Origin of the sequence: Pseudomonas sp. NPDC099000 (assembly GCF_044759925.1) — a bacterium.
Classification (GTDB): Bacteria; Pseudomonadota; Gammaproteobacteria; order Pseudomonadales; family Pseudomonadaceae; genus Aquipseudomonas.
Map to the genome: position 1 here is coordinate 80,023 of NZ_JBIWAF010000022.1, position 18,078 is coordinate 98,100.

Consider the following 18,078-nt stretch of genomic DNA (forward strand, 5'->3'; position numbering starts at 1 on the left):
TCCTCGGTATTAGACGGACAGGCTGTAGCGTCCCAGGTTGGTCAACAGCCAGGGATCGTTGGCAATCGCAGGACGACGGCCCGGATCACCCAATGCGTGGCGCAGGAATTCCTGGGTGCGCTCACTGTTCGGGTGCTGGAAAATCTGTGCGGCGCTGCCGTGCTCGACGATCACGCCGTTTTCGGTGAAGTAGACGATGTCGCTGATTTCCTCGGCGAACCGCATCTCGTGGGTCACCAGCACGCAGGTCATGCCCTCTTCGGTCAACTCGCGAATCACCGTCAGCACTTCGCCAACGGTTTCCGGGTCGAGGGCCGAGGTCACCTCATCGAACAGGATCAGCTCCGGGCGCATCGCCAACGCCCGGGCAATCGCCACGCGCTGCTGCTGGCCGCCGGACAGTTGTCCCGGATAGGCGTCGGCCTTGTGCTCCATGCGCACTTTGGCCAACAAGGCACGCGCGTCTTTTTCGGCGTCGATGCGGCTGCGCCCCAAGACCTTGCGCGGCGCAATCACCAGGTTCTCCAATACCGACAGATGCGGGAACAGGTTGTACTGCTGGAACACAAACCCCACGCGCTTGCGCAACTCGATGCGCTGGGCTTCCTGGGCCAGGGTGTGAACCTCGGTAGTGCCGACGCGAATGGTGCCGCGCTGAGGCTGCAACAGGCCGGTGATGCAGCGCAGAATGGTCGATTTGCCGGAGCCGGACGGACCGATGATCGAGACGGCCTGGCCGCGATGCACGTCGAGGTCGATGCCCTTCAGCACCGGGTTGCTGCCGAACGAGAGGTGCAGATCGCGCAGGCTGACCAAGGGCTCGGCGACGGTTTCAGTAGAAGGCATAACGTCGCTCCAGGCGTTGGGTGAGTCGGGAAATCGGGTAGCAATAAGCGAAGAACAGCACCAGCAGGCTCAGGTAAATCACCACGGTGAAACCGGTCATGTTCACCGTGTTGCTGGCGATTTGTGCGGTGTCGATCACGTCATGCACGCCCACCAAAGAAGCCAGCGCCGTGCCCATGGTGATCACCGCGTAGAGGTTCATCCACGGCGGCAACATGCGCTTGAAACACTGCGGCAGGATGATCGAGCGGAAAATCTGCCCACGGGTGAACGCCAGCGAACGGGCAGCTTCCCACTGGGTACTGGGGATCGAGCCGATGGCACCACGGAAGATTTCCGCGACGTTGGCGCTCGCCGGCAAGGCCAGGCCGATCGTCACCTTGACCCAGTCCGGGAACGAGACGTAGGCACTGCCGATGTGGATCTCGAACGGGAACACGTAGGTGGTGAAATAGATCAGCACCAGCCACGGCGCATTGCGGAACATCTGCACCCAGATCCGCGCCGGCAAACGCAGCAGCCGCAGTGGCGACAATGCCAGTGCGCCCACTAACAATCCCAATACCGAGCCCAGGCCGATGGCCACAAGACTGATCAGGATGTTCTGGCCAAAACCAACAGCCAGGGCCGGCGACCACTGCCACAGCGCTTTCAACACCGGGCTTTGCGGGGCGAAATACGCCAGCCACAGCATGACGCCAATTAACAGCAACAGCTTGCCGACATGCCGCCGAGGCCAGGCCAGCGGTGCACTGACGGACGATTCAATGGCCATAACCGGGCATCCTCAGGCGCGCTTCAAGGTAGCGCCCCACGCAATTGACGATAAAACTCAGGAGGCCGAAAAAGCTCAGGATCAGGATCATCAGCTCCAGCACGTTATCGCTCTGGGTCCAGATCATGATCGCCGCGTAGGTGATGTCGCCGACGGCAATGGCCGAGGCCACGGCGGTCATCTTCACCAGATCGATGAGGTTGTTGATCAACGACGGCAAGGCGAAACGAAAGGCCAACGGCAGTTGCACACTCCACAACAACTGACGGTTGCTGAACGCCAGCGAACTGGCCGCCTCCAGCGTCACCGTCGGCACGGCTTCGATGCCGGCGCGCAAGGCCTCGGCATGGAATGCGCCCTTGTGCAACGAGATCACAATCACCACCCAGGCAAAAGGTGTCAGCGGGTTGGCCGCGCCAACGGCTTGGGTCAACAGCATGTTCAATACGAGGAACGCGCAATACAGCTGCACCAGCGTCGGTGTGTTGCGGGTGACCTCGACAAACACTCGTGCCGGTTTCGCCAGCCACGGTTTGCCCGACGTGAGCATCGCCGCCAGTCCGACCCCGGCCAGCAGGCTGCCGACGATGGTAAACAGGCACAACAACACCGTGGTCAGCGCGCCCTGCTCCAGGGTTGCGCGCTGATAGGCGTCCAGCAGAAAGCCGTAGTTCAGGCCGAAACCGGCGGCCCAGTGGACGAACACCTCCAGCCAGTGACTCATGCTTCGCCTCGCAACTGCGTGCAGGCCCGGGTGATGCGTCGTCCGGCTTCGACCACGCTGTCGGTTGCGGTGGCGATGGACAGGCGAAACCACGGCGACAAACCATAAGCACTGCCCGCCACGCCGGCCACGCCCTCCTCCAGCAAATACGCCACGACATCGGCGTCGCTGTTCAGGCATGAACCGTCCGGACGATAACGCCCCAGCAAACCGGCGCAGCGGACAAACACGAAGAAGCCGCCCTGGGGCTCAAGCACTTCAAGACCGTCGACATCATGTAAGGCGCTGACCAATAGATCCCGACGCAGCTGATAAGCCGCCACCTGCTCCGGCAAGAAATCCAGTCCGCCTTCGAACGCGGCCAACGCAGCGGCTTGTCCCACCGAGGACGCCCCCGAAGTGGCTTGCGACTGCACAACCGCCATGGCGATGGTCAGCACCTGCGGCCCGGCGCCGAAACCGATGCGCCAGCCAGTCATGGCGTAGGTCTTCGATACGCCGCCCACCAGCAGGCAACGCGGTTGCAGGTCCGGCGCAACATTGAGCAGGCTCTGCGCCGGCTGACCGTCAAAGCGGATATGTTCATAGAGCTCATCCAGCAGGATCAGCACCTGTGGATGCCGGCGCAGGACCTCGGCGATCGCTTGCAACTCGGCCGCGCTGTACACCGCGCCGCTGGGGTTGCCGGGGCCGTTGAGAATCAGCCAGCGCGTGCGTTCGCCAATGTGATGCTCCAGTTGTTCTGCCGTGAGCTTGCAGCCCTGCGCCAGCCCGCATTCGATGAACACCGGTTCGCCGCCGTTGAACCGCACACTGTCCGGGAATGACGGCCAGTAAGGGGTCGGCACCAGCACTTCATCGCCGTCGTCGAGGGTGGCGGCGAAGGCATTGAAGATGATCTGTTTGGCACCGTTGGCAATCACGATGGAGGCCAGCGGGTAGTCCAGTCGGTTCTCCTGCTGGAGCTTGCGTTGCACCGCAAGCCGCAAGGCTTTCACGCCGGGCGTCGGGGTGTACTTGGTCGCACCCGCAGCGATGGCGGCATAGGCGGCTTGCTTGATGTGTTCGGGGGTGTCGAAATCCGGCTCGCCGGTGGTCAGGTCGAGAATGTCGTGACCGGCCTCACGCAACTCGGTGGCCCGGGATTTGGCGGCGGCATTGGCCGACAGCGAGACGCGTTGCACGCGTTTTGAAAGGCTGACCGTCATGACGAAATCACCTCCACGACCTTGCCCGGATTGAGCAGGTTTTTCGGGTCCAGCGCCTGCTTGATCCGGCGCATCAGGTCGAGTTCCACCGGACTTTTATAGCGTTCCAACATGCCCAGTTTGCGCTGGCCAATGCCATGTTCGGCGCTGATGGAACCGCCGTGGGCGTGGGCGCTGTCGTGCACCAGCAGGCTGAGCGCGGCGTAGTTGGCCATGTGCGCATCGACCGTCGAATCCAGCGGATGAGCGACGTTGTAGTGCAGGTTGCCGTCGCCCAAATGGCCGAAGGTGAAATGGCGCACGCCGGGGAAATGTGTCTGCAACAGCGCATCGGTGTGGGCGACAAATGCCACGACCTGGGAAATCGGCACCGAGATGTCGTGCTTCATGTTGCGTCCGGCGCGCTTCTGCGCCTCGCTCATGTTTTCGCGCAACAACCACAAAGCTTCGCTCTGCGCGAGGCTTTCGGCGATCAGCGCATTGGCCAGCAAGCTGTGTTCAAACGCCGTGCCCAGCACTTCTTCAAAAGCTTCGCGAGCATGGCGTTCGCTGTGATTGTCCGAGAGTTCCAGCAGCGCAAACCAGGGTTGGCTGCCCCCGAGAAACGGTTGCGGCCCCTCGGGAAATTGCTCACGCAACAGCGCCAGGCAATCGGCACTGAGCAGTTCGAACGCGGTGAGGCTGGCACCGAAACCGGCGCGGGCATGGGAGAGAAATTCCACCGCCTGGGCCAGCGAGTCGAACGCCAGCAGCGCCGTGGCCTGCGCCTTGGGCAGCGGGAACAGTTTCAGGGTTGCGGCGGTGATAATCCCGAGGGTGCCTTCGCTGCCGATAAAAAGATCGCGCAGATCGTAACCGGTGTTGTCCTTGCGCAAACCGCGCAGCCCGTTCCAGATTTCGCCCTCGGCGGTCACCACTTCCAGCCCCAGCGTCAGCTCGCGGGTATTGCCATAACGCAACACGGCGGTGCCACCGGCATTGGTGCCGAGATTGCCACCGATGGTGCAACTACCTTCGGCGCCAAGGCTCAAGGGAAACAGACGACCGGCTTCACGGGCGACGTTCTGCACGGTTTGCAGAATGCAGCCGGCCTCAACGGTCAGGGTGTCGTTGTCGGTGTCCACCGCACGCACCCGATTCAGGCGATCAAGCAACAGCAAGACGGCTCGACCGCTGCCGTCCGGCGTGGCGCCGCCCATCAAACCGGTGTTGCCACCCTGCACCACCACGGGCGTATCACCGGCCACGCAGGCACGGACCACCGCCGCGACTTCCCCGGTGTTCGCCGGGTGCACGGCAGCAAGGACTTGCCCGACGTAGCGACCTTGTTTGTCGGTCAGGTACGGCGCGGCTTCCTCGCTGCTCTGCACATGGCTGGCGCCGAGCAGTTGCTGCAACTCCTCGAACAACGGTCGACTCATGGTTGTGATGCCAGCGGTGCGGCATTGCGGTACTGCTCGTGCAGGTCACGCAAGGCCTGGGACGGTGCCATGCCGGTGCGCTCGCCGAGGTCGATCAGCCAGCCACTGCGGTGCCAGTCGCGCACGATGGCATCCAGTTTCGCCTGGGTATCGTGCTCGCCTTTGCGCAGCCAGATCACCGAGTTGGACGGGATCAGATCCCCCGGCAACGGAATGTCATACCCGGCCCACTCGGCATCGCTCAACAACGCATGCATGGTCGGGCTGACATGCACCGCCGCCACACACCCATTGCCGCGCAGCGACAACAGCGATTCGGACTGGCTGCGGAACGCCTTGATCTGGGCGCCGTAGGTTTCCTGCAACGGCTTGATGAAGTTGCTGCCCTGGGACACGCACACCGGTTTGCCCTTGAGGTCGGCCCATTGCGTGATGCCCGCGCCTTTGCGAATCAACGCGGCACCGCCCACTTCCTCATAAGGCGTGGGCACGTGATCGAGAATTTCGGCGCGTTCTTCGGTGAACTGCATGTTGGCGATCAGGATGTCGACCTTGCCCTGCTGCAGAAACTGCACACGGTTGGGTGCCAGTACCGAAACGGTCTTGGCCTCGACGCCCAACGCCTTGGCCACGCCCTTGGCCAGTTCGACGTTGTAGCCCAGGTGCTCGCCGGTCTTCGGGTCGATAGTGCCGAACGGCGGACCGCTGAGAATCACCCCGATGCTGATGGCATGGCGTTGCTCGATCTTGTCCAGCGTGGCATCGGCCTGGGCGAGACTGGCGCCTAATGCGACAGCGCCTGCAAGGCACAGCGTGGTCATGGCTTTGAAGTGACGGTTCATGCACGGTTACCTTGCACGACCGTCGCGCAAGACGACGGCCTGTTGAAAAGGAAAAGAGGGAGAAACGGAATCAGGCGCCGCTGGCCTGAAACTGCTTTTGCAGCTCGACCAGAGCGGGCGACGCGGGGGTGATGCGGTTGCGGGTCTGGGCTTCGATCAGCCAGCCGCTGCGGTGCAGTTCCATGACGATGGGATCGAGCTTCGCCTGGGTATCGCTTTCGCCGCGACGGGTCCAGATCACCGACGGTGCGGGATTGAGTTCCGGGGTGAGCGCACGATAGCCCTGCCATTCGGCGGTGTCGGCGAGCAACGGATTGATCAGTGTGGCGTCATGCACCGCCGCGACGCAGTTGTTGCCGCGCAGGGCCAACAGGGATTCCGAAGAGCTCTTGAAAGCCTTGATCTCTACACCCAATTCGGTGAGCGGCTTGGCGTAACTGCTGCCCTGGGAGGTGCAGACCGGTTGGTTTTTCAGGTCTTCCCATCGGGTGATCTTGCTGTCCTTGAGCACCGCTGCGGTGCCGCCGACGCGATAGAACGGCGTGGGTACAAAACCGAGAATCTCGCCGCGTTCAGCGGTCCATTCCATGTTGGCAATCAGCAAATCGACTTTGCCCTGTTGCAGAAACTGCACGCGATTGGCGGGCAGTACCGGCACCAGCTGCACCTCGGCGCCCAGTTGCCGTCCCAGCTCCTGAGCGAGGTCAACGTTCAAGCCGCGCGGCTTTTGGGTGGCAGGATCAATTCCACCAAAGGGGCCGCCAGACAACAGCACGCCGACCACTAACACATGACGCTGCTCGATCTTGTCCAGCGTCGCATCGGCATGGGCGCCGGCACTGGCCGCCAACGAGATCAGGGCGCCCAGCATCACGGGCAATAGTTGTTTAACTGGCGTGTGCTTGAGCAACATGGACTTCCCCTAATGGTTGATCGGAGTACCCCGACCGGGTGTGAGGGCATCCTAGGTACAGCGTGGGCGTAACGAAAATACAAATATCTAATATCGTTATAACTAGCAACGTAACCCAAAATACAAAGACAGCTTATATTCCAGTGTTTATTGAGGATAAATCGTTTACTACTGAAACAATCATCAAATATACATAACGATTTCTAATATTTATGTTTACACTCTTGATATAAAAACCGCCCTGGTAATAGCCATGCCGACCCTGCCAACCCTCGATCTCGAATTGCTGCGCACCTTCGTCGCCGTAGTGGATCACCACAGTTTTGCCGAAGCCGGCGCGCAACTGGCCCGCACGCAATCGTCGGTCACCCAACACATGCAACGCCTGGAACAGCTCGTCGGTGTGAGCCTGTTCGAGAAGCGCGGGCGGCAAAAACAACTCACCGAAGCCGGTTTGCAGTTGCTGCGACATGCACGGCAAATGCTCTCGCTCAACGATGAGGCCCTGAACTCTCTGCGCGAAAGCAGCTTGAGCGGCGTGTTGCGCATCGGCTCACCCCATGACATCGCCGACACCATCCTGCCGCCGATCCTCAGCCACATCGCCCGCTCGGCACCCCGCTTGCGCCTGGAGATCGATGTCGGGCGCAGTCCGTTTTTGATGGAAGACTTGCACCGGGGCAAGATCGACATGGTGATCTCCACCCGTGAAGACCCCAGCCTCGAAGGCTTTGCCTTGCGCACCTCACCGGTGTGGTGGATCTGCGCGGCGCAGTACATTCATAACCCCGGCGAACCCTTGCCGCTGATTCTGGTGGAGGAGCCGAGCATCTATCGGCGCTACGCGCTGGAAGCCCTGGAGCGCGCGAACATTCCCTGGCGACAGGCTTACCTGGCCTCGAACCTGATCGGGATCAAGGCCGCGACGCGTGCGGGGCTCGGCGTCACGCCCCGCAGCATGGAAATGCTCGGGCCGGACATGCGCGTGCTGGGTGAAACGGAGGGATTGCCACGGTTGCCGGACGTGACCTATCACTTGTGGATTCGCCCCAACACCGTGAACCCGCTGGTGCGTCGGGCCTATGAGCTGATCAGAAGCAGCCGCGGGCTCTGACCCACTCAGCTGCCCGCACTGCCATGGGCTTCCTCAAAGAAGTAATCCTTCCAGCTGGCGGCCTTGTTTTTCAGCACGCCCAGCTCCTGGAGTTTCTCGGCGTAGATAAAGGTGCGTTGTGGTACGACTGTGAAATCGATTTCGGGGTCGGCGACGATTTTCTCAACCAGTGGCAAGGCCAGTTTCGATTGCTCCACGCGGATATAGGTCTGGGCGGCGGCCGGCTTGTCGGCCTTGATGATTTGCTCGGCCTCGGCCAGCGCCGCGTAGAACGCCTTGTAGGTTTTCGGGTTTTCGTCGTGGAATTTTTCGGTGGTGTACAGCACGTTGAACGTGGCCTGGCCACCCAGTACGTCGTAGGAACTCAACACTTTGTGAACGTTGGGGCTTTGCAGTTCCTGGTACTGGAACGGCGGGCTGGAAAAATGTGAATTGATTTCTGAGCCGCCGGCAATCAGCGCCGACGTCGCATCCGGGTGAGCGAGGCTGATCGAGATGTCGTCAAACTTTTTGTAGTGTTCAGCGCCGAACTGCTTGGCCGTCTCGATCTGCAACGTGCGCGACTGGAAACCTACCCCCGCCGCTGGCACCGCGATGCGATCCTTTTCAGTGAAGTCCTTGAGGCTCTTCACGTTCGGATTATTGGTCAGCAGGTAATTGGGCATCGACCCGAGCGATGCGATGGCCTTGACGTTTTGCCGGCCCTTGGTCCGGTCCCAGATTGTCAGCATCGGCGGCACGCCGGCCGACACCACATCCAGCGCACCGGCCAGCAGCGCCTCGTTCATCGCCGTGGCACCGGAGATGCTGTTCCAGTCGACCTTGATGTCGAGCCCCTGCTCCTTGCCATGTTTCTCGATGAGTTGCTGATCGCGCACCACATCAAGGATCAGGTAACCGATGCCAAATTGCTGGGCAATGCTGATTTTGCCCTCGGCCTGAACGCCGGGACTGAGTAATGCACTCAACGCCGCCACAGAGGCAGCCAACAGGGTCAATGCGGAGCGCTTGAAGGGAGCTGCCATGAAAACCTCAACGTGATGGGTACACAGAACCTGTGGGAGCGTGGCTTGCCCGCGAAGAACGATGACGCGTAATACCTGAAAAACCGCGGTGCATTCTTCGCGGGCAAGCCACGCTCCCACAGGATTTCCGTCGCTCGTGACTTACCGGCATTAGCCGAAGCCGCAGATCTTGAATTTCAAACCCGCTGTTTCAGAGCTTGGCGATCGACACCTCGGTGGATTTGACGAAGGCAATCACCTCGCTGCCCACTTTCAATTCAAGGTCGCGCACTGACCGGGTCGTGATCACCGAGGTGACAATGCCGGACGCGGTTTGCACGTCGATTTCGGAAACCACTTCGCCCTCCACGATTTCCTTGATGACGCCTTTGAACTGGTTGCGGACGTTGATCGCTTTGATGGTCATGTTGAGGCTTCCTGTCTGATGTCGGACACATCCGCATGGATGCGCAGGCCTTCAAGGTGCACCAGCCAAACCAACAACAAAAGGAATATATAATTATCTATTTATATCAATATGGAATATATAAATCCGCATGCAGATGTCCACAGGCTTGGGTCAACTCTCCACCTCGATAAGAACTAAAAAGAATTAACCAATACAAAATCAGTATTTATAGCTATATGAATATCCGCGTACTCTCAGGTCATCCCGTCATTCATCACCACAGTGAAGTGCCCCATGAATCCGACTGACAACCTCATCGACTTCGCCAGCTACCGTAAACGCAAACAGGCTCAGCAACGGGCACGGGCCATGTGGGAAATGTACGCACGCAATGCCGGTTTGCAGGCCTTTCAATGGGTTCAGGCATGCCAATCGACCGAGACACGTCAGGCGTGAACGCGAGCGAACCCTCGCGCTTTCTGGCAAGCGCGGACGAACCTGCGCTGGATCTGAATAACCTTGAGCAAATGGAGGAAGATCCGATCTGCGAGCGGGTCGCGCAGAACCTGCAACGTCTGCGGAGCAAGCGTCATCTGTCCCTCGACGCGCTGGCCCGACAATGCGGTGTGAGCCGGGCCATGCTTGCTCAGATCGAATCAGGACGCAGCGTGCCCTCGATCAAGGTGTTGTGCAAAATCGCCAAGGGTCTGAAGGTTTCGGTGGCCGCGTTTCTTGAGCATCGGGCCTTCGAAGGGGTGGCGGTGCTGTCGGCCAGCCAGAGCAAACGCCTGGTCAGTGCCAGCGGCGCGTTTGTCAGCCGCGCGCTGTTCCCGTTCGACGTAGCGCGCCAGTCGGAGTTTTACGAACTGCGCCTGAGCCCTTTGGGTGAGGACGTCTGCGAGGGTCATGGACCCGGCGTTCAGGAGAACCTGGTGGTGTCGCAAGGCGTGCTGGAAATCAGCGTCAACGACGAGCGCTACCTGCTCTCCACCGGCGATTCGATTCTGTTTTATGCCGACCAGCCCCACCGCTACCGCAACCCCGCCGACAGCGAAGCGGTGGCGTACCTGGTGGTGACTTACCCGGAACGCCTGGATTGAACCAGCTCCCCCTGTAGGAGTGAGCCTGCTCGCGATAGCGGTGAGTCAGGTAACAACGATGTCGACTGAGACACCGCTATCGCGAGCAGGCTCACTCCTACAGGGGTCTTCGGTGTCTGCCGGAATGAAAAAGCCCCCGGGCCCATAGGGCCTCGAGGGCTTTTTTGGTGCTGCCCGGGATCAGCAGGTGCAGCACATCAGCGGCATACCATTGCAGCTCATCATCATCGGCATGCTGCAGTCGTTCATCATCTTCATCATCCGCGCACAGCAGTTTTTCATCATGTCCATGTTCATGCCCGCCATCGGCATGATTTTGCACATCATGCAGTCGGCCATCAGGGTGCATTCCATCACGCACTTCATCGATGGCATCGGCATGCCCATCATCGGCATTGGCATCATCATGTTCATCATTGGCATGGCGATGGCCGACTGAGACATGCACATCATGCTCATGTTGCCGCAATGCATCATCATCGGCATGCCGCAGTTCATCATCATCTGCATCATTTCAGCGCTGTTCTTGAACATCGCCATGTCCATGCCAGCGGCCGGCATCATCTTGCACATCATGCCGTCGTCCATCATTTCGCAACTCATGGTCGCCATCATCATCGGCATGCCCATCATCGGCATCGTCGGCATGTTGGCGTTCATCGGCATTTGCATCTGCATGGCATTCATCATGGTGTGGCTCCCTGAAGGATTGATAGGTGGACAAAGCTGATGGAGCGGATTCTAAGCAATGGCCCACGCACAACAAGATGACGATCAAACAGCTGGAATGAATGCCGAAACAACGTTAACGGGATCAGTTGCACACTCATGTCTGTCACAACGAACGGGCGACTTTGATGACAGATGCCATCCTCGCCGCAGCGTATTTTTCAAGGTTATGGATATGCGAGCGAAGCCTATATAAATAACCGAAGGAAATAATCGTTCTAACAAGCGTCGTGTATTTTGCGCTTTCACGCGGAAACAGAAGCCCAGAAACGTCTCAACCGGATGGAGCTTTTGTCCGCGACAACCATTCGTCGCATATCAAAACCCAGCGCGCAATTGACGACCCTCTCTGGCTTAACGATTGCACAAGCCGGTCTTGGCAGCCCCAGAACGACGTAATTCTGACGCGGCGGCACTCTAATCAACGCTTGGTCAGTCCCCGGAGATGTAACGTGTCAACTCTCAATGAAATCGCAGCGAACCACGCGAGAATGGCTATGGCAAAGGCAGAAGAGTCGACCGGGTTGAGTGAGCGACACCTTCAAATCGTCGGTAGCGTTGAAATCCGCACCAGTGATGAACAGCCGAACGTTCCACTGCACTTCATCGCCGTGGCGCAGGACAACCACCTCGCCCAGGCGGCGGGCTACTAACGCTGACCCTGACGAAACAACCCGGCACAATGGCCGGGTTTTTCTTTTGCGATCACCCGAAGCCCTTGCCTACGATTTTCTCCGACGCCGCCTAAACTCAATTGACCACGAGCTCGCCGGCGATTGGCGGATGAGGCACAGTCATGTTCGAAATCTCAGAGGTGACGCGGGTGAAGCGCTTCACCACAAACACGGTTGGCCGAGATTTCGCTGTCGGCGACATACACGGCCACTTCACGCGGCTGCAGGCTGCTCTGGATGCCGCCAGGTTTAATCCTACGGTCGATCGCCTATTCAGTGTTGGCGATCTGATTGACCGCGGGCCGGAATGCCGTGACGCTCTCGATTGGCTGGACAAGCCATGGTTTCACCCAGTGTGCGGCAACCATGATGACTACGTGGTTCACTTCGATACCTGCGACGTCGATAGCTGGATCTACAACGGCGGCTTATGGTTCACGCGCCTCTCGCTGTCCGAGCAGAAAGAGTTCGCAGCGAAGTTCGCCGAGTTGCCTATCGCAATTGAAGTCGAAACAGCACAAGGCTTGATTGGGATTGTGCATGCCGATTGTCCGTTTCCATCATGGGGGCAGTTGGTCGGTGAACTGGAATCGCCGGAGAGCAGCCCGCGCCTGACGCAGGTGCGGAACCGTTGCATGTGGTCACGAAGCCGGCTCGAGCAGAGGGAGATGCAGGGCGTTGAAGGATTGCGTGCGCTGATTGTCGGGCATACGCCAATACGTAAGCCCGTCAGGCTTGGCAATGTGATTCATATTGACACTGCTGGCTGGAAGCCGGATGCGGGCCATTTCACCCTTTTGGATCTCGATACGCTCGAAGCTGCGGCTTGACGTTTTTTGTCAATTCAGGTGCCTCTCCCTTGTACCGCTCGTCTTGGCACCAGCACGTTCATCCTCCACGCTCTTCAAATGCATACATCCACTCGCACGGTAGGCGCAAACCATGAACAGCAAAATTGCCGCTCTTATGCTCACGGGATTTGTGTCGATCTGCTCGACCTACGCGCTCGCGGCCGAGAAGGTCACGGAGGACGCTACTATCCCACCGAGTGCTCTTCCGGGGCTTAACCAGGGGGGTGAGTCCAACAAGGAAAAGGCTGACAAAAAGGGTGAGGAAGCTGCGGGGTCTAATTCTGGTGCGGAGTCGGAGGAGATGGAAAAAGATGCTGCCAGCTCGAGTGGCTCGGGCAATGAAGAAACAAAACCGAAGCAGTAAGCGGTGAGCCCTTACCCGGGTGTTGCACAAGTCTGAAACAAGGAAGGCAGACAGTATTCACCCGCGTTCGCCCGCATAAAGTTGGTTCAAAGCTATTAGCTCAAACACAGCGACCATCACACAGAATGCGACAAATCCTCGCGTGAAAACCCTGCGAGGTTTTTCGTAAGGCTGAATATTACCGAGGCCGTCGAGGAGGCCGGACAAAAGTTCAAGTAGCCACATCAGATATCTGCCTTCGATGCCTGTTCGTCCAGGCTTGGACTTGGTAGCCAGTTGATTCATCCGTATTAATGGAGAGTCCCAACCCTGCGGCTCTCCCCAATCCTGATCCGGTCCAGCGCTCGGTTTAGAGCATCCAAGGCATCAAGGAGCGCTTTCGCTTCTGCTTCCCGGCCGTCACCCCAAAGGCGTTCTGCCAGTTTGTTCAAGGCCTGGATGGAGCGCTCGATTTCAGCTGCGGTCGCTGCTTTGCTTTCCGGCTGTTTCTTCAGCATTGAGTAACCCTTTTGTAGGGCGGTATTTGCCGTCAGTTGTCAGTTCAAGAGTATTCGGCACTAAAACACATTGATCTGATCCGTTGAGCTTACAACGCCAGCCACGGTTGTCTTTCCGCTCTGGTGCAGCTTATCGCGATCATACGCTGGTAGATTGCTATGGCCCTTGAAGGCTCTCGAGACTGGAAACAACCGGGTAGTTTTGCGCAGACACAAAAAAGCCGATCCATCTGATCGGCTCAAGTGTCTGATTTTACTCAGGAATAATGGTCGGGACGGAGTGATTCGAACACTCGACCCCTAGCACCCCATGCTAGTGCGCTACCGGACTGCGCTACGCCCCGACTAGGCGTGAAACTCGTTCCTCATCTCGAAGAACGCTCAAGAATATATCGCAAGCTTTTGAAAACTGGAAGTATTCAAATGCAGGAAATTATTTCTTGAGAACAACCAACACATCTTCCAACTCAGCAATCATCTGCCGAATCATCTGTTTGTATTGGGTGGTGTCGTCTTTGGCTTCATCACCGGACAAACGCAGGCGCGCGCCGCCGATGGTGAACCCTTGATCGTAAAGAAGCGCGCGGATCTGCCGGATCATCAGCACGTCTTGGCGCTGATAATACCGGCGGTTTCCGCGGCGTTTGACGGGGTTGAGTTGAGGAAACTCCTGCTCCCAATAGCGCAGCACGTGCGGTTTTACCGCACACAGCTCGCTGACTTCACCAATGGTGAAGTAGCGTTTGCCTGGGCTGACGGGGAGCTCGTCGTTATGACTTGGTTCCAGCATAAGCCTCAACTCGGGCCTTCAACTTCTGCCCTGGACGAAAGGTGACCACACGGCGAGCCGTGATCGGGATTTCTTCACCCGTTTTCGGATTGCGGCCAGGCCGCTGGCGTTTGTCCCGAAGGTCGAAATTGCCGAAACCGGACAATTTGACTTGTTCGTTGTCTTCAAGAGCGTGCCTGATTTCTTCAAAAAACAGTTCGACCAATTCCTTGGCCTCCCGTTTATTCAGGCCCAGCTCTTCATACAGACGTTCCGCCATTTCAGCTTTCGTCAGAGCCCCCATACGTCACTTCCTTAACGTGGCGTTCAACCTTTGTTCGAGCGAGGTGAGGATGTTTTGCGTCGTGGTATTCACCTCATCGTCATTAAGAGTGCGCGATGGATGCTGCCAGGTCAAGCCGACTGCAAGGCTTTTTCTATCAGGATCAATGCCTTTACCCTGATACACGTCAAATAGCCTGAGGTCTGTGAGCCATTCGCCTGCATTTTCACGGATTACGTCCAGTACGGCACTGGCCGCAACGTCCGTGGCCGCAATCAGCGCCAGGTCACGACGCACTTCAGGAAAGCGTGATAACTCCTGGAATTTAGGCATTTTTCCCAATGCCACTTCGGCCAGAACCAGCTCGAAGACGAAAACCGGGCGGTCGAGACCGAGGGTTTTCGACAATTCAGGGTGGATAGCGCCGACGAAGCCGACCAGGCGACCTTCACGTTCGATGCGCGCGGTTTGACCCGGGTGCAACGCAGGGTGTTTGCCCGGCACGAACGTGAACGAATCCAGTGCACCGGCAAAACCCAGCACCGCTTCCACGTCGGCTTTGACGTCGAAGAAATCCACGACATCGCGACCCTGAGCCCAGCCTTCCGGCAGACGGCTACCGCAAACAACACCCGCAATCATCGGCTCTTGCTTCAGGCCTTCCAACTGACCGACAAAGCGCAGGCCGCTTTCGAACAGACGGACGCGATCCTGCTGACGGTTCAGGTTGTGCTGAAGCGCCTTGACCAGACCGGGCCACAGGGACGAGCGCATGGCCGCCATGTCGTTCGAGATCGGGTTGGCAAGCAGCAGCGGCTCGACACCCGGATTAAACAACTCGAATTGTTTCGGATCGATGAAGCTGTAGGTGATCGCTTCCTGATATCCACGTGCCACCAGCAGACGACGCAGTTCCGGCAGATCGCTACGCGCTTCAGCCTTGGCTTGTGGCGCCAGGCGAGCTTGCGGGTAACGAACCGGCAGACGGTTGTAGCCGTACAGACGGGCCAGCTCTTCGATCAGGTCCACTTCCAGACTAATGTCGAAGCGGTGGCTTGGCACTTCAACGCGCCACTGCCCTGCCCCATCGGCAGCAATTTTCAGACCCAGGCCGCTGAGCAGACGCTCGACTTCGGCCGACTCCATTTCCATGCCCAGCATCTGAGTGATGCGCTGCGCACGCAGGGTGACCGGAGCAATCTTCGGCAGGTGCTGTTCGCTGACGGTTTCGATGATCGGGCCAGCTTCGCCCCCAGTGATTTCCAGCAGCAGGCCAGTGGCGCGCTCCATGGCTTCACGGGCCAGTTGCCAGTCCACGCCACGCTCGTAGCGGTGCGAGGCATCGGTGTGCAGGCCGTAGGAACGGGCCTTGCCAGCGACGGCAATCTGGTCGAAAAACGCGCTTTCCAGGAACACATCGCGAGTGGTCGCGGTGTTGACGCCGCTGTGCTCGCCCCCCATGACGCCGGCGATGGCCAAGGCGCGGGTGTGGTCGGCAATCACCAGCGTATCGCTACGCAGGCTGACTTCCTGACCGTCGAGCAGTACTAGCTTCTCGCCTTCTTCGGCCATGCGCACACGGATGCCGCCATTGATTTCGGCGAGATCGAACGCGTGCAGCGGTTGACCCAGTTCAAGCATCACGTAGTTGGTGATATCCACGGCAGCGTCGATGCTTCGCACGTCGCCACGACGCAAGCGCTCGACCATCCACAGCGGCGTAGGCTGGGATAGATCGACGTTACGGATCACACGACCCAGGTAACGCGGGCAAGCAGCAGGCGCCAGCACTTCGATCGAGCGCACTTCGTCGTGCACGGCTGGCACGACAGCAACCACCGGACGGGTGACTTCAGCAGCGTACAACGCGCCGACTTCACGGGCCAGACCGGCCAGGGACAGGCAGTCGCCGCGGTTCGGGGTGAGGTCGACTTCGATGCTGGCGTCGTCCAGGCTCAGGTACTCACGAATGTCCTGACCCACCGGCGCATCGGTCGGCAATTCCATCAGGCCATCGTTGCCTTCGCCGACTTGCAGCTCGGCTTGCGAGCACAGCATGCCGTTGGACTCAACGCCACGCAGCTTGGCTTTCTTGATTTTGAAGTCGCCTGGCAGTTCGGCGCCGATCATGGCAAACGGGATCTTCAGGCCCGGGCGCACGTTTGGCGCACCGCACACTACCTGGAAGGTCTCCGAGCCGTTGCTGACCTGGCATACACGCAACTTGTCGGCGTCCGGGTGCTGCTCGGTGCTCAACACCTCGCCCACTACCACGCCACTGAACTCACCGGCGGCCAGCGTAACGCTATCGACCTCAAGACCGGCCATCGACAGACGAGCAACCAGCTCGTCGCGACTTACCTGCGGGCTTACCCAGCCACGCAGCCATTGTTCACTGAATTTCATCCTGCTCTCCTAAGAATTCGTTACGACTAGCGAAAGTGCGCGAGGAACCGCAAGTCGTTGTCGAAGAACAGACGCAAGTCGTTCACGCCGTAACGCAGCATGGCCAGACGCTCAACGCCCATGCCGAAGGCAAAGCCCGAAAACTCTTCCGGGTCGATCCCGGACATGCGCAGCACATTCGGGTGAACCATGCCGCAGCCCATGACTTCCAGCCAGCCAGTCTGTTTGCAGACACGGCAGCCTTTACCGCTGCACATCACGCACTCCATATCGACTTCAGCGGACGGCTCGGTGAAGGGGAAGTACGAAGGACGGAAACGCACGGCCAGTTCTTTTTCGAAGAACACGCGCAAGAACTCTTCGATGGTCCCTTTGAGGTCGGCGAAGTTGATGTCGCGGTCGACCAACAGGCCTTCGACCTGGTGGAACATCGGCGAGTGGGTGATATCGGAGTCGCTACGGTACACACGGCCTGGGCAGACGATGCGGATCGGCGGTTGTTTCGATTCCATGGTGCGGACCTGAACCGGCGAGGTATGGGTGCGCAGCAACATGTTGGCATTGAAATAGAAGGTGTCATGCATCGACCGGGCCGGGTGATGGCCTGGGATGTTGAGGGCTTCGAAGTTGTGGTAGTCGTCTTCGACCTCAGGGCCTTCGGCAATGCCGTAGCCAATATGGGTGAAGAACTGTTCGATACGTTCCAGAGTACGAGTAACCGGATGCAGACCACCCGAGGTCTGGCCGCGGCCAGGCAGGGTCACGTCAATGGACTCGGCAGACAGTTTGGCGGCCAGGTCGGCCTCTTCAAACAGCGCCTTGCGGGCATTGAGAACCTCTGTGACACGCTCCTTGGCAACGTTGATAAGGGCGCCGACTTGCGGACGCTCTTCTGCCGGCAAATTCCCCAGGGTCTTCATCACCTGAGTCAATTCACCCTTCTTGCCAAGGTAGTGAACCCGGATTTGCTCCAGGGCATTGATATCTTCAGCGCTTTGCACAGCCTCTAGTGCTTGAGAGACGAGCGCGTCCAGGTTTTCCATGTACAGACTCCAGATACAAAATAGGGGAAGAGCTTGAAGGCTCTTCACCTTTTTATGACTTTTATCAACTGGAGTCACAGGTGTTATTCTGGTTTTCTGTATGTTT

At 58.8% G+C, this 18,078-nt stretch carries 21 protein-coding genes and 1 tRNA gene; 6 read left to right on the top strand and 16 right to left on the bottom strand.

Features of this window, described 5'->3' with window-relative positions:
• Positions 1-9: 9 nt before the first annotated feature.
• The 7 genes from ACIQV9_RS22025 to ACIQV9_RS22055 all read right to left on the bottom strand — a co-directional run bounded on the left by ACIQV9_RS22025 (position 10) and on the right by ACIQV9_RS22055 (position 6,729).
• A complete protein-coding gene (locus ACIQV9_RS22025; RefSeq protein ID WP_403105861.1) occupies positions 10-846 on the bottom strand; it encodes an amino acid ABC transporter ATP-binding protein in 837 nt (278 codons plus the stop codon).
• Positions 833-1,621: an amino acid ABC transporter permease gene (locus ACIQV9_RS22030; protein WP_403105864.1), complete on the bottom strand. Its 789-nt coding sequence runs from the start codon at positions 1,619-1,621 to the stop codon at positions 833-835. Before ACIQV9_RS22030 ends, ACIQV9_RS22025 begins: the two co-directional genes overlap by 14 nt.
• Positions 1,611-2,345 carry an amino acid ABC transporter permease gene (locus tag ACIQV9_RS22035; protein ID WP_403105867.1) on the bottom strand — a complete coding sequence of 245 codons (735 nt, stop codon included), beginning with the start codon at positions 2,343-2,345 and terminating at the stop codon, positions 1,611-1,613. Before ACIQV9_RS22035 ends, ACIQV9_RS22030 begins: the two co-directional genes overlap by 11 nt.
• Positions 2,342-3,553: an aminotransferase class I/II-fold pyridoxal phosphate-dependent enzyme gene (locus tag ACIQV9_RS22040; RefSeq protein ID WP_403105870.1), complete on the bottom strand. Its 1,212-nt coding sequence runs from the start codon at positions 3,551-3,553 to the stop codon at positions 2,342-2,344. Before ACIQV9_RS22040 ends, ACIQV9_RS22035 begins: the two co-directional genes overlap by 4 nt.
• On the bottom strand, positions 3,550-4,974 hold the full coding sequence (locus ACIQV9_RS22045; RefSeq protein ID WP_403105873.1) for an FAD-binding oxidoreductase: 1,425 nt from the start codon (positions 4,972-4,974) through the stop codon (positions 3,550-3,552). The genes ACIQV9_RS22040 and ACIQV9_RS22045 overlap by 4 nt, the downstream gene beginning before the upstream one ends.
• Positions 4,971-5,816 carry a transporter substrate-binding domain-containing protein gene (locus ACIQV9_RS22050; protein ID WP_403105876.1) on the bottom strand — a complete coding sequence of 282 codons (846 nt, stop codon included), beginning with the start codon at positions 5,814-5,816 and terminating at the stop codon, positions 4,971-4,973. The genes ACIQV9_RS22045 and ACIQV9_RS22050 overlap by 4 nt, the downstream gene beginning before the upstream one ends.
• A gap of 70 nt (positions 5,817-5,886) precedes the next feature.
• Positions 5,887-6,729, bottom strand: coding sequence for a transporter substrate-binding domain-containing protein (locus tag ACIQV9_RS22055; protein ID WP_403105879.1), 843 nt, complete (start codon positions 6,727-6,729; stop codon positions 5,887-5,889).
• Positions 6,730-6,982: 253 nt separating this feature from the next.
• On the opposite strand from ACIQV9_RS22055, the gene ACIQV9_RS22060 reads away from it, so the two are divergent.
• Positions 6,983-7,843: a LysR substrate-binding domain-containing protein gene (locus ACIQV9_RS22060; protein ID WP_403105882.1), complete on the top strand. Its 861-nt coding sequence runs from the start codon at positions 6,983-6,985 to the stop codon at positions 7,841-7,843.
• A 5-nt stretch (positions 7,844-7,848) separates the two neighbouring features.
• Here the strand turns inward: ACIQV9_RS22060 and ACIQV9_RS22065 are convergent, their stop codons facing one another.
• Together ACIQV9_RS22065 and ACIQV9_RS22070 are read right to left on the bottom strand one after the other, a co-directional pair.
• Complete coding sequence (locus tag ACIQV9_RS22065; RefSeq protein ID WP_403105885.1) at positions 7,849-8,868, bottom strand: ABC transporter substrate-binding protein; 1,020 nt, start codon at positions 8,866-8,868, stop codon at positions 7,849-7,851.
• A gap of 190 nt (positions 8,869-9,058) precedes the next feature.
• On the bottom strand, positions 9,059-9,274 hold the full coding sequence (locus tag ACIQV9_RS22070) for a molybdopterin-binding protein (protein ID WP_038983759.1): 216 nt from the start codon (positions 9,272-9,274) through the stop codon (positions 9,059-9,061).
• Between the two features lie 276 nt (positions 9,275-9,550).
• Between ACIQV9_RS22070 and ACIQV9_RS22075 the strand changes: the two genes are divergently transcribed.
• Positions 9,551-9,712, top strand: coding sequence for a hypothetical protein (locus ACIQV9_RS22075; protein WP_165557435.1), 162 nt, complete (start codon positions 9,551-9,553; stop codon positions 9,710-9,712).
• 71 nt (positions 9,713-9,783) lie between these two features.
• Positions 9,784-10,356: a helix-turn-helix domain-containing protein gene (locus ACIQV9_RS22080; protein WP_403105913.1), complete on the top strand. Its 573-nt coding sequence runs from the start codon at positions 9,784-9,786 to the stop codon at positions 10,354-10,356.
• Between the two features lie 180 nt (positions 10,357-10,536).
• Here ACIQV9_RS22080 and ACIQV9_RS22085 read toward each other — a convergent pair whose 3' ends face one another.
• Positions 10,537-11,046, bottom strand: coding sequence for a hypothetical protein (locus tag ACIQV9_RS22085; RefSeq protein WP_403105890.1), 510 nt, complete (start codon positions 11,044-11,046; stop codon positions 10,537-10,539).
• A 491-nt stretch (positions 11,047-11,537) separates the two neighbouring features.
• Here ACIQV9_RS22085 and ACIQV9_RS22090 point away from each other — a divergent pair, with 491 nt between their 5' ends.
• The 3 genes from ACIQV9_RS22090 (at position 11,538) to ACIQV9_RS22100 (ending at position 12,974) form a co-directional block, all read left to right on the top strand.
• Entirely contained in the window at positions 11,538-11,738 is a 201-nt protein-coding gene (locus ACIQV9_RS22090) for a hypothetical protein (protein ID WP_403105893.1), read from the top strand.
• A gap of 143 nt (positions 11,739-11,881) precedes the next feature.
• Positions 11,882-12,589: a metallophosphoesterase gene (locus tag ACIQV9_RS22095; RefSeq protein WP_403105896.1), complete on the top strand. Its 708-nt coding sequence runs from the start codon at positions 11,882-11,884 to the stop codon at positions 12,587-12,589.
• Positions 12,590-12,701: 112 nt separating this feature from the next.
• Positions 12,702-12,974 carry a hypothetical protein gene (locus ACIQV9_RS22100; protein ID WP_403105899.1) on the top strand — a complete coding sequence of 91 codons (273 nt, stop codon included), beginning with the start codon at positions 12,702-12,704 and terminating at the stop codon, positions 12,972-12,974.
• 290 nt (positions 12,975-13,264) lie between these two features.
• On the opposite strand, the gene ACIQV9_RS22105 is transcribed toward ACIQV9_RS22100, so the two are convergent.
• The 6 genes from ACIQV9_RS22105 to pheS all read right to left on the bottom strand — a co-directional run bounded on the left by ACIQV9_RS22105 (position 13,265) and on the right by pheS (position 17,972).
• Entirely contained in the window at positions 13,265-13,471 is a 207-nt protein-coding gene (locus ACIQV9_RS22105) for a hypothetical protein (RefSeq protein ID WP_403105902.1), read from the bottom strand.
• A gap of 267 nt (positions 13,472-13,738) precedes the next feature.
• Positions 13,739-13,815 (bottom strand) — tRNA-Pro (locus tag ACIQV9_RS22110).
• Positions 13,816-13,904: 89 nt separating this feature from the next.
• Complete coding sequence (locus ACIQV9_RS22115) at positions 13,905-14,261, bottom strand: MerR family transcriptional regulator (RefSeq protein ID WP_403105905.1); 357 nt, start codon at positions 14,259-14,261, stop codon at positions 13,905-13,907.
• The gene (ihfA, locus tag ACIQV9_RS22120) at positions 14,242-14,544 is read right to left on the bottom strand and encodes an integration host factor subunit alpha (RefSeq protein ID WP_002553164.1); all 303 of its coding nucleotides are present in this window, start codon (positions 14,542-14,544) and stop codon (positions 14,242-14,244) included. Before ihfA ends, ACIQV9_RS22115 begins: the two co-directional genes overlap by 20 nt.
• A 3-nt stretch (positions 14,545-14,547) precedes the next feature.
• A complete protein-coding gene (gene pheT / locus ACIQV9_RS22125) occupies positions 14,548-16,929 on the bottom strand; it encodes a phenylalanine--tRNA ligase subunit beta (RefSeq protein ID WP_403105908.1) in 2,382 nt (793 codons plus the stop codon).
• Between the two features lie 26 nt (positions 16,930-16,955).
• Positions 16,956-17,972: a phenylalanine--tRNA ligase subunit alpha gene (pheS, locus tag ACIQV9_RS22130; RefSeq protein WP_403105910.1), complete on the bottom strand. Its 1,017-nt coding sequence runs from the start codon at positions 17,970-17,972 to the stop codon at positions 16,956-16,958.
• Positions 17,973-18,078: the final 106 nt, after the last annotated feature.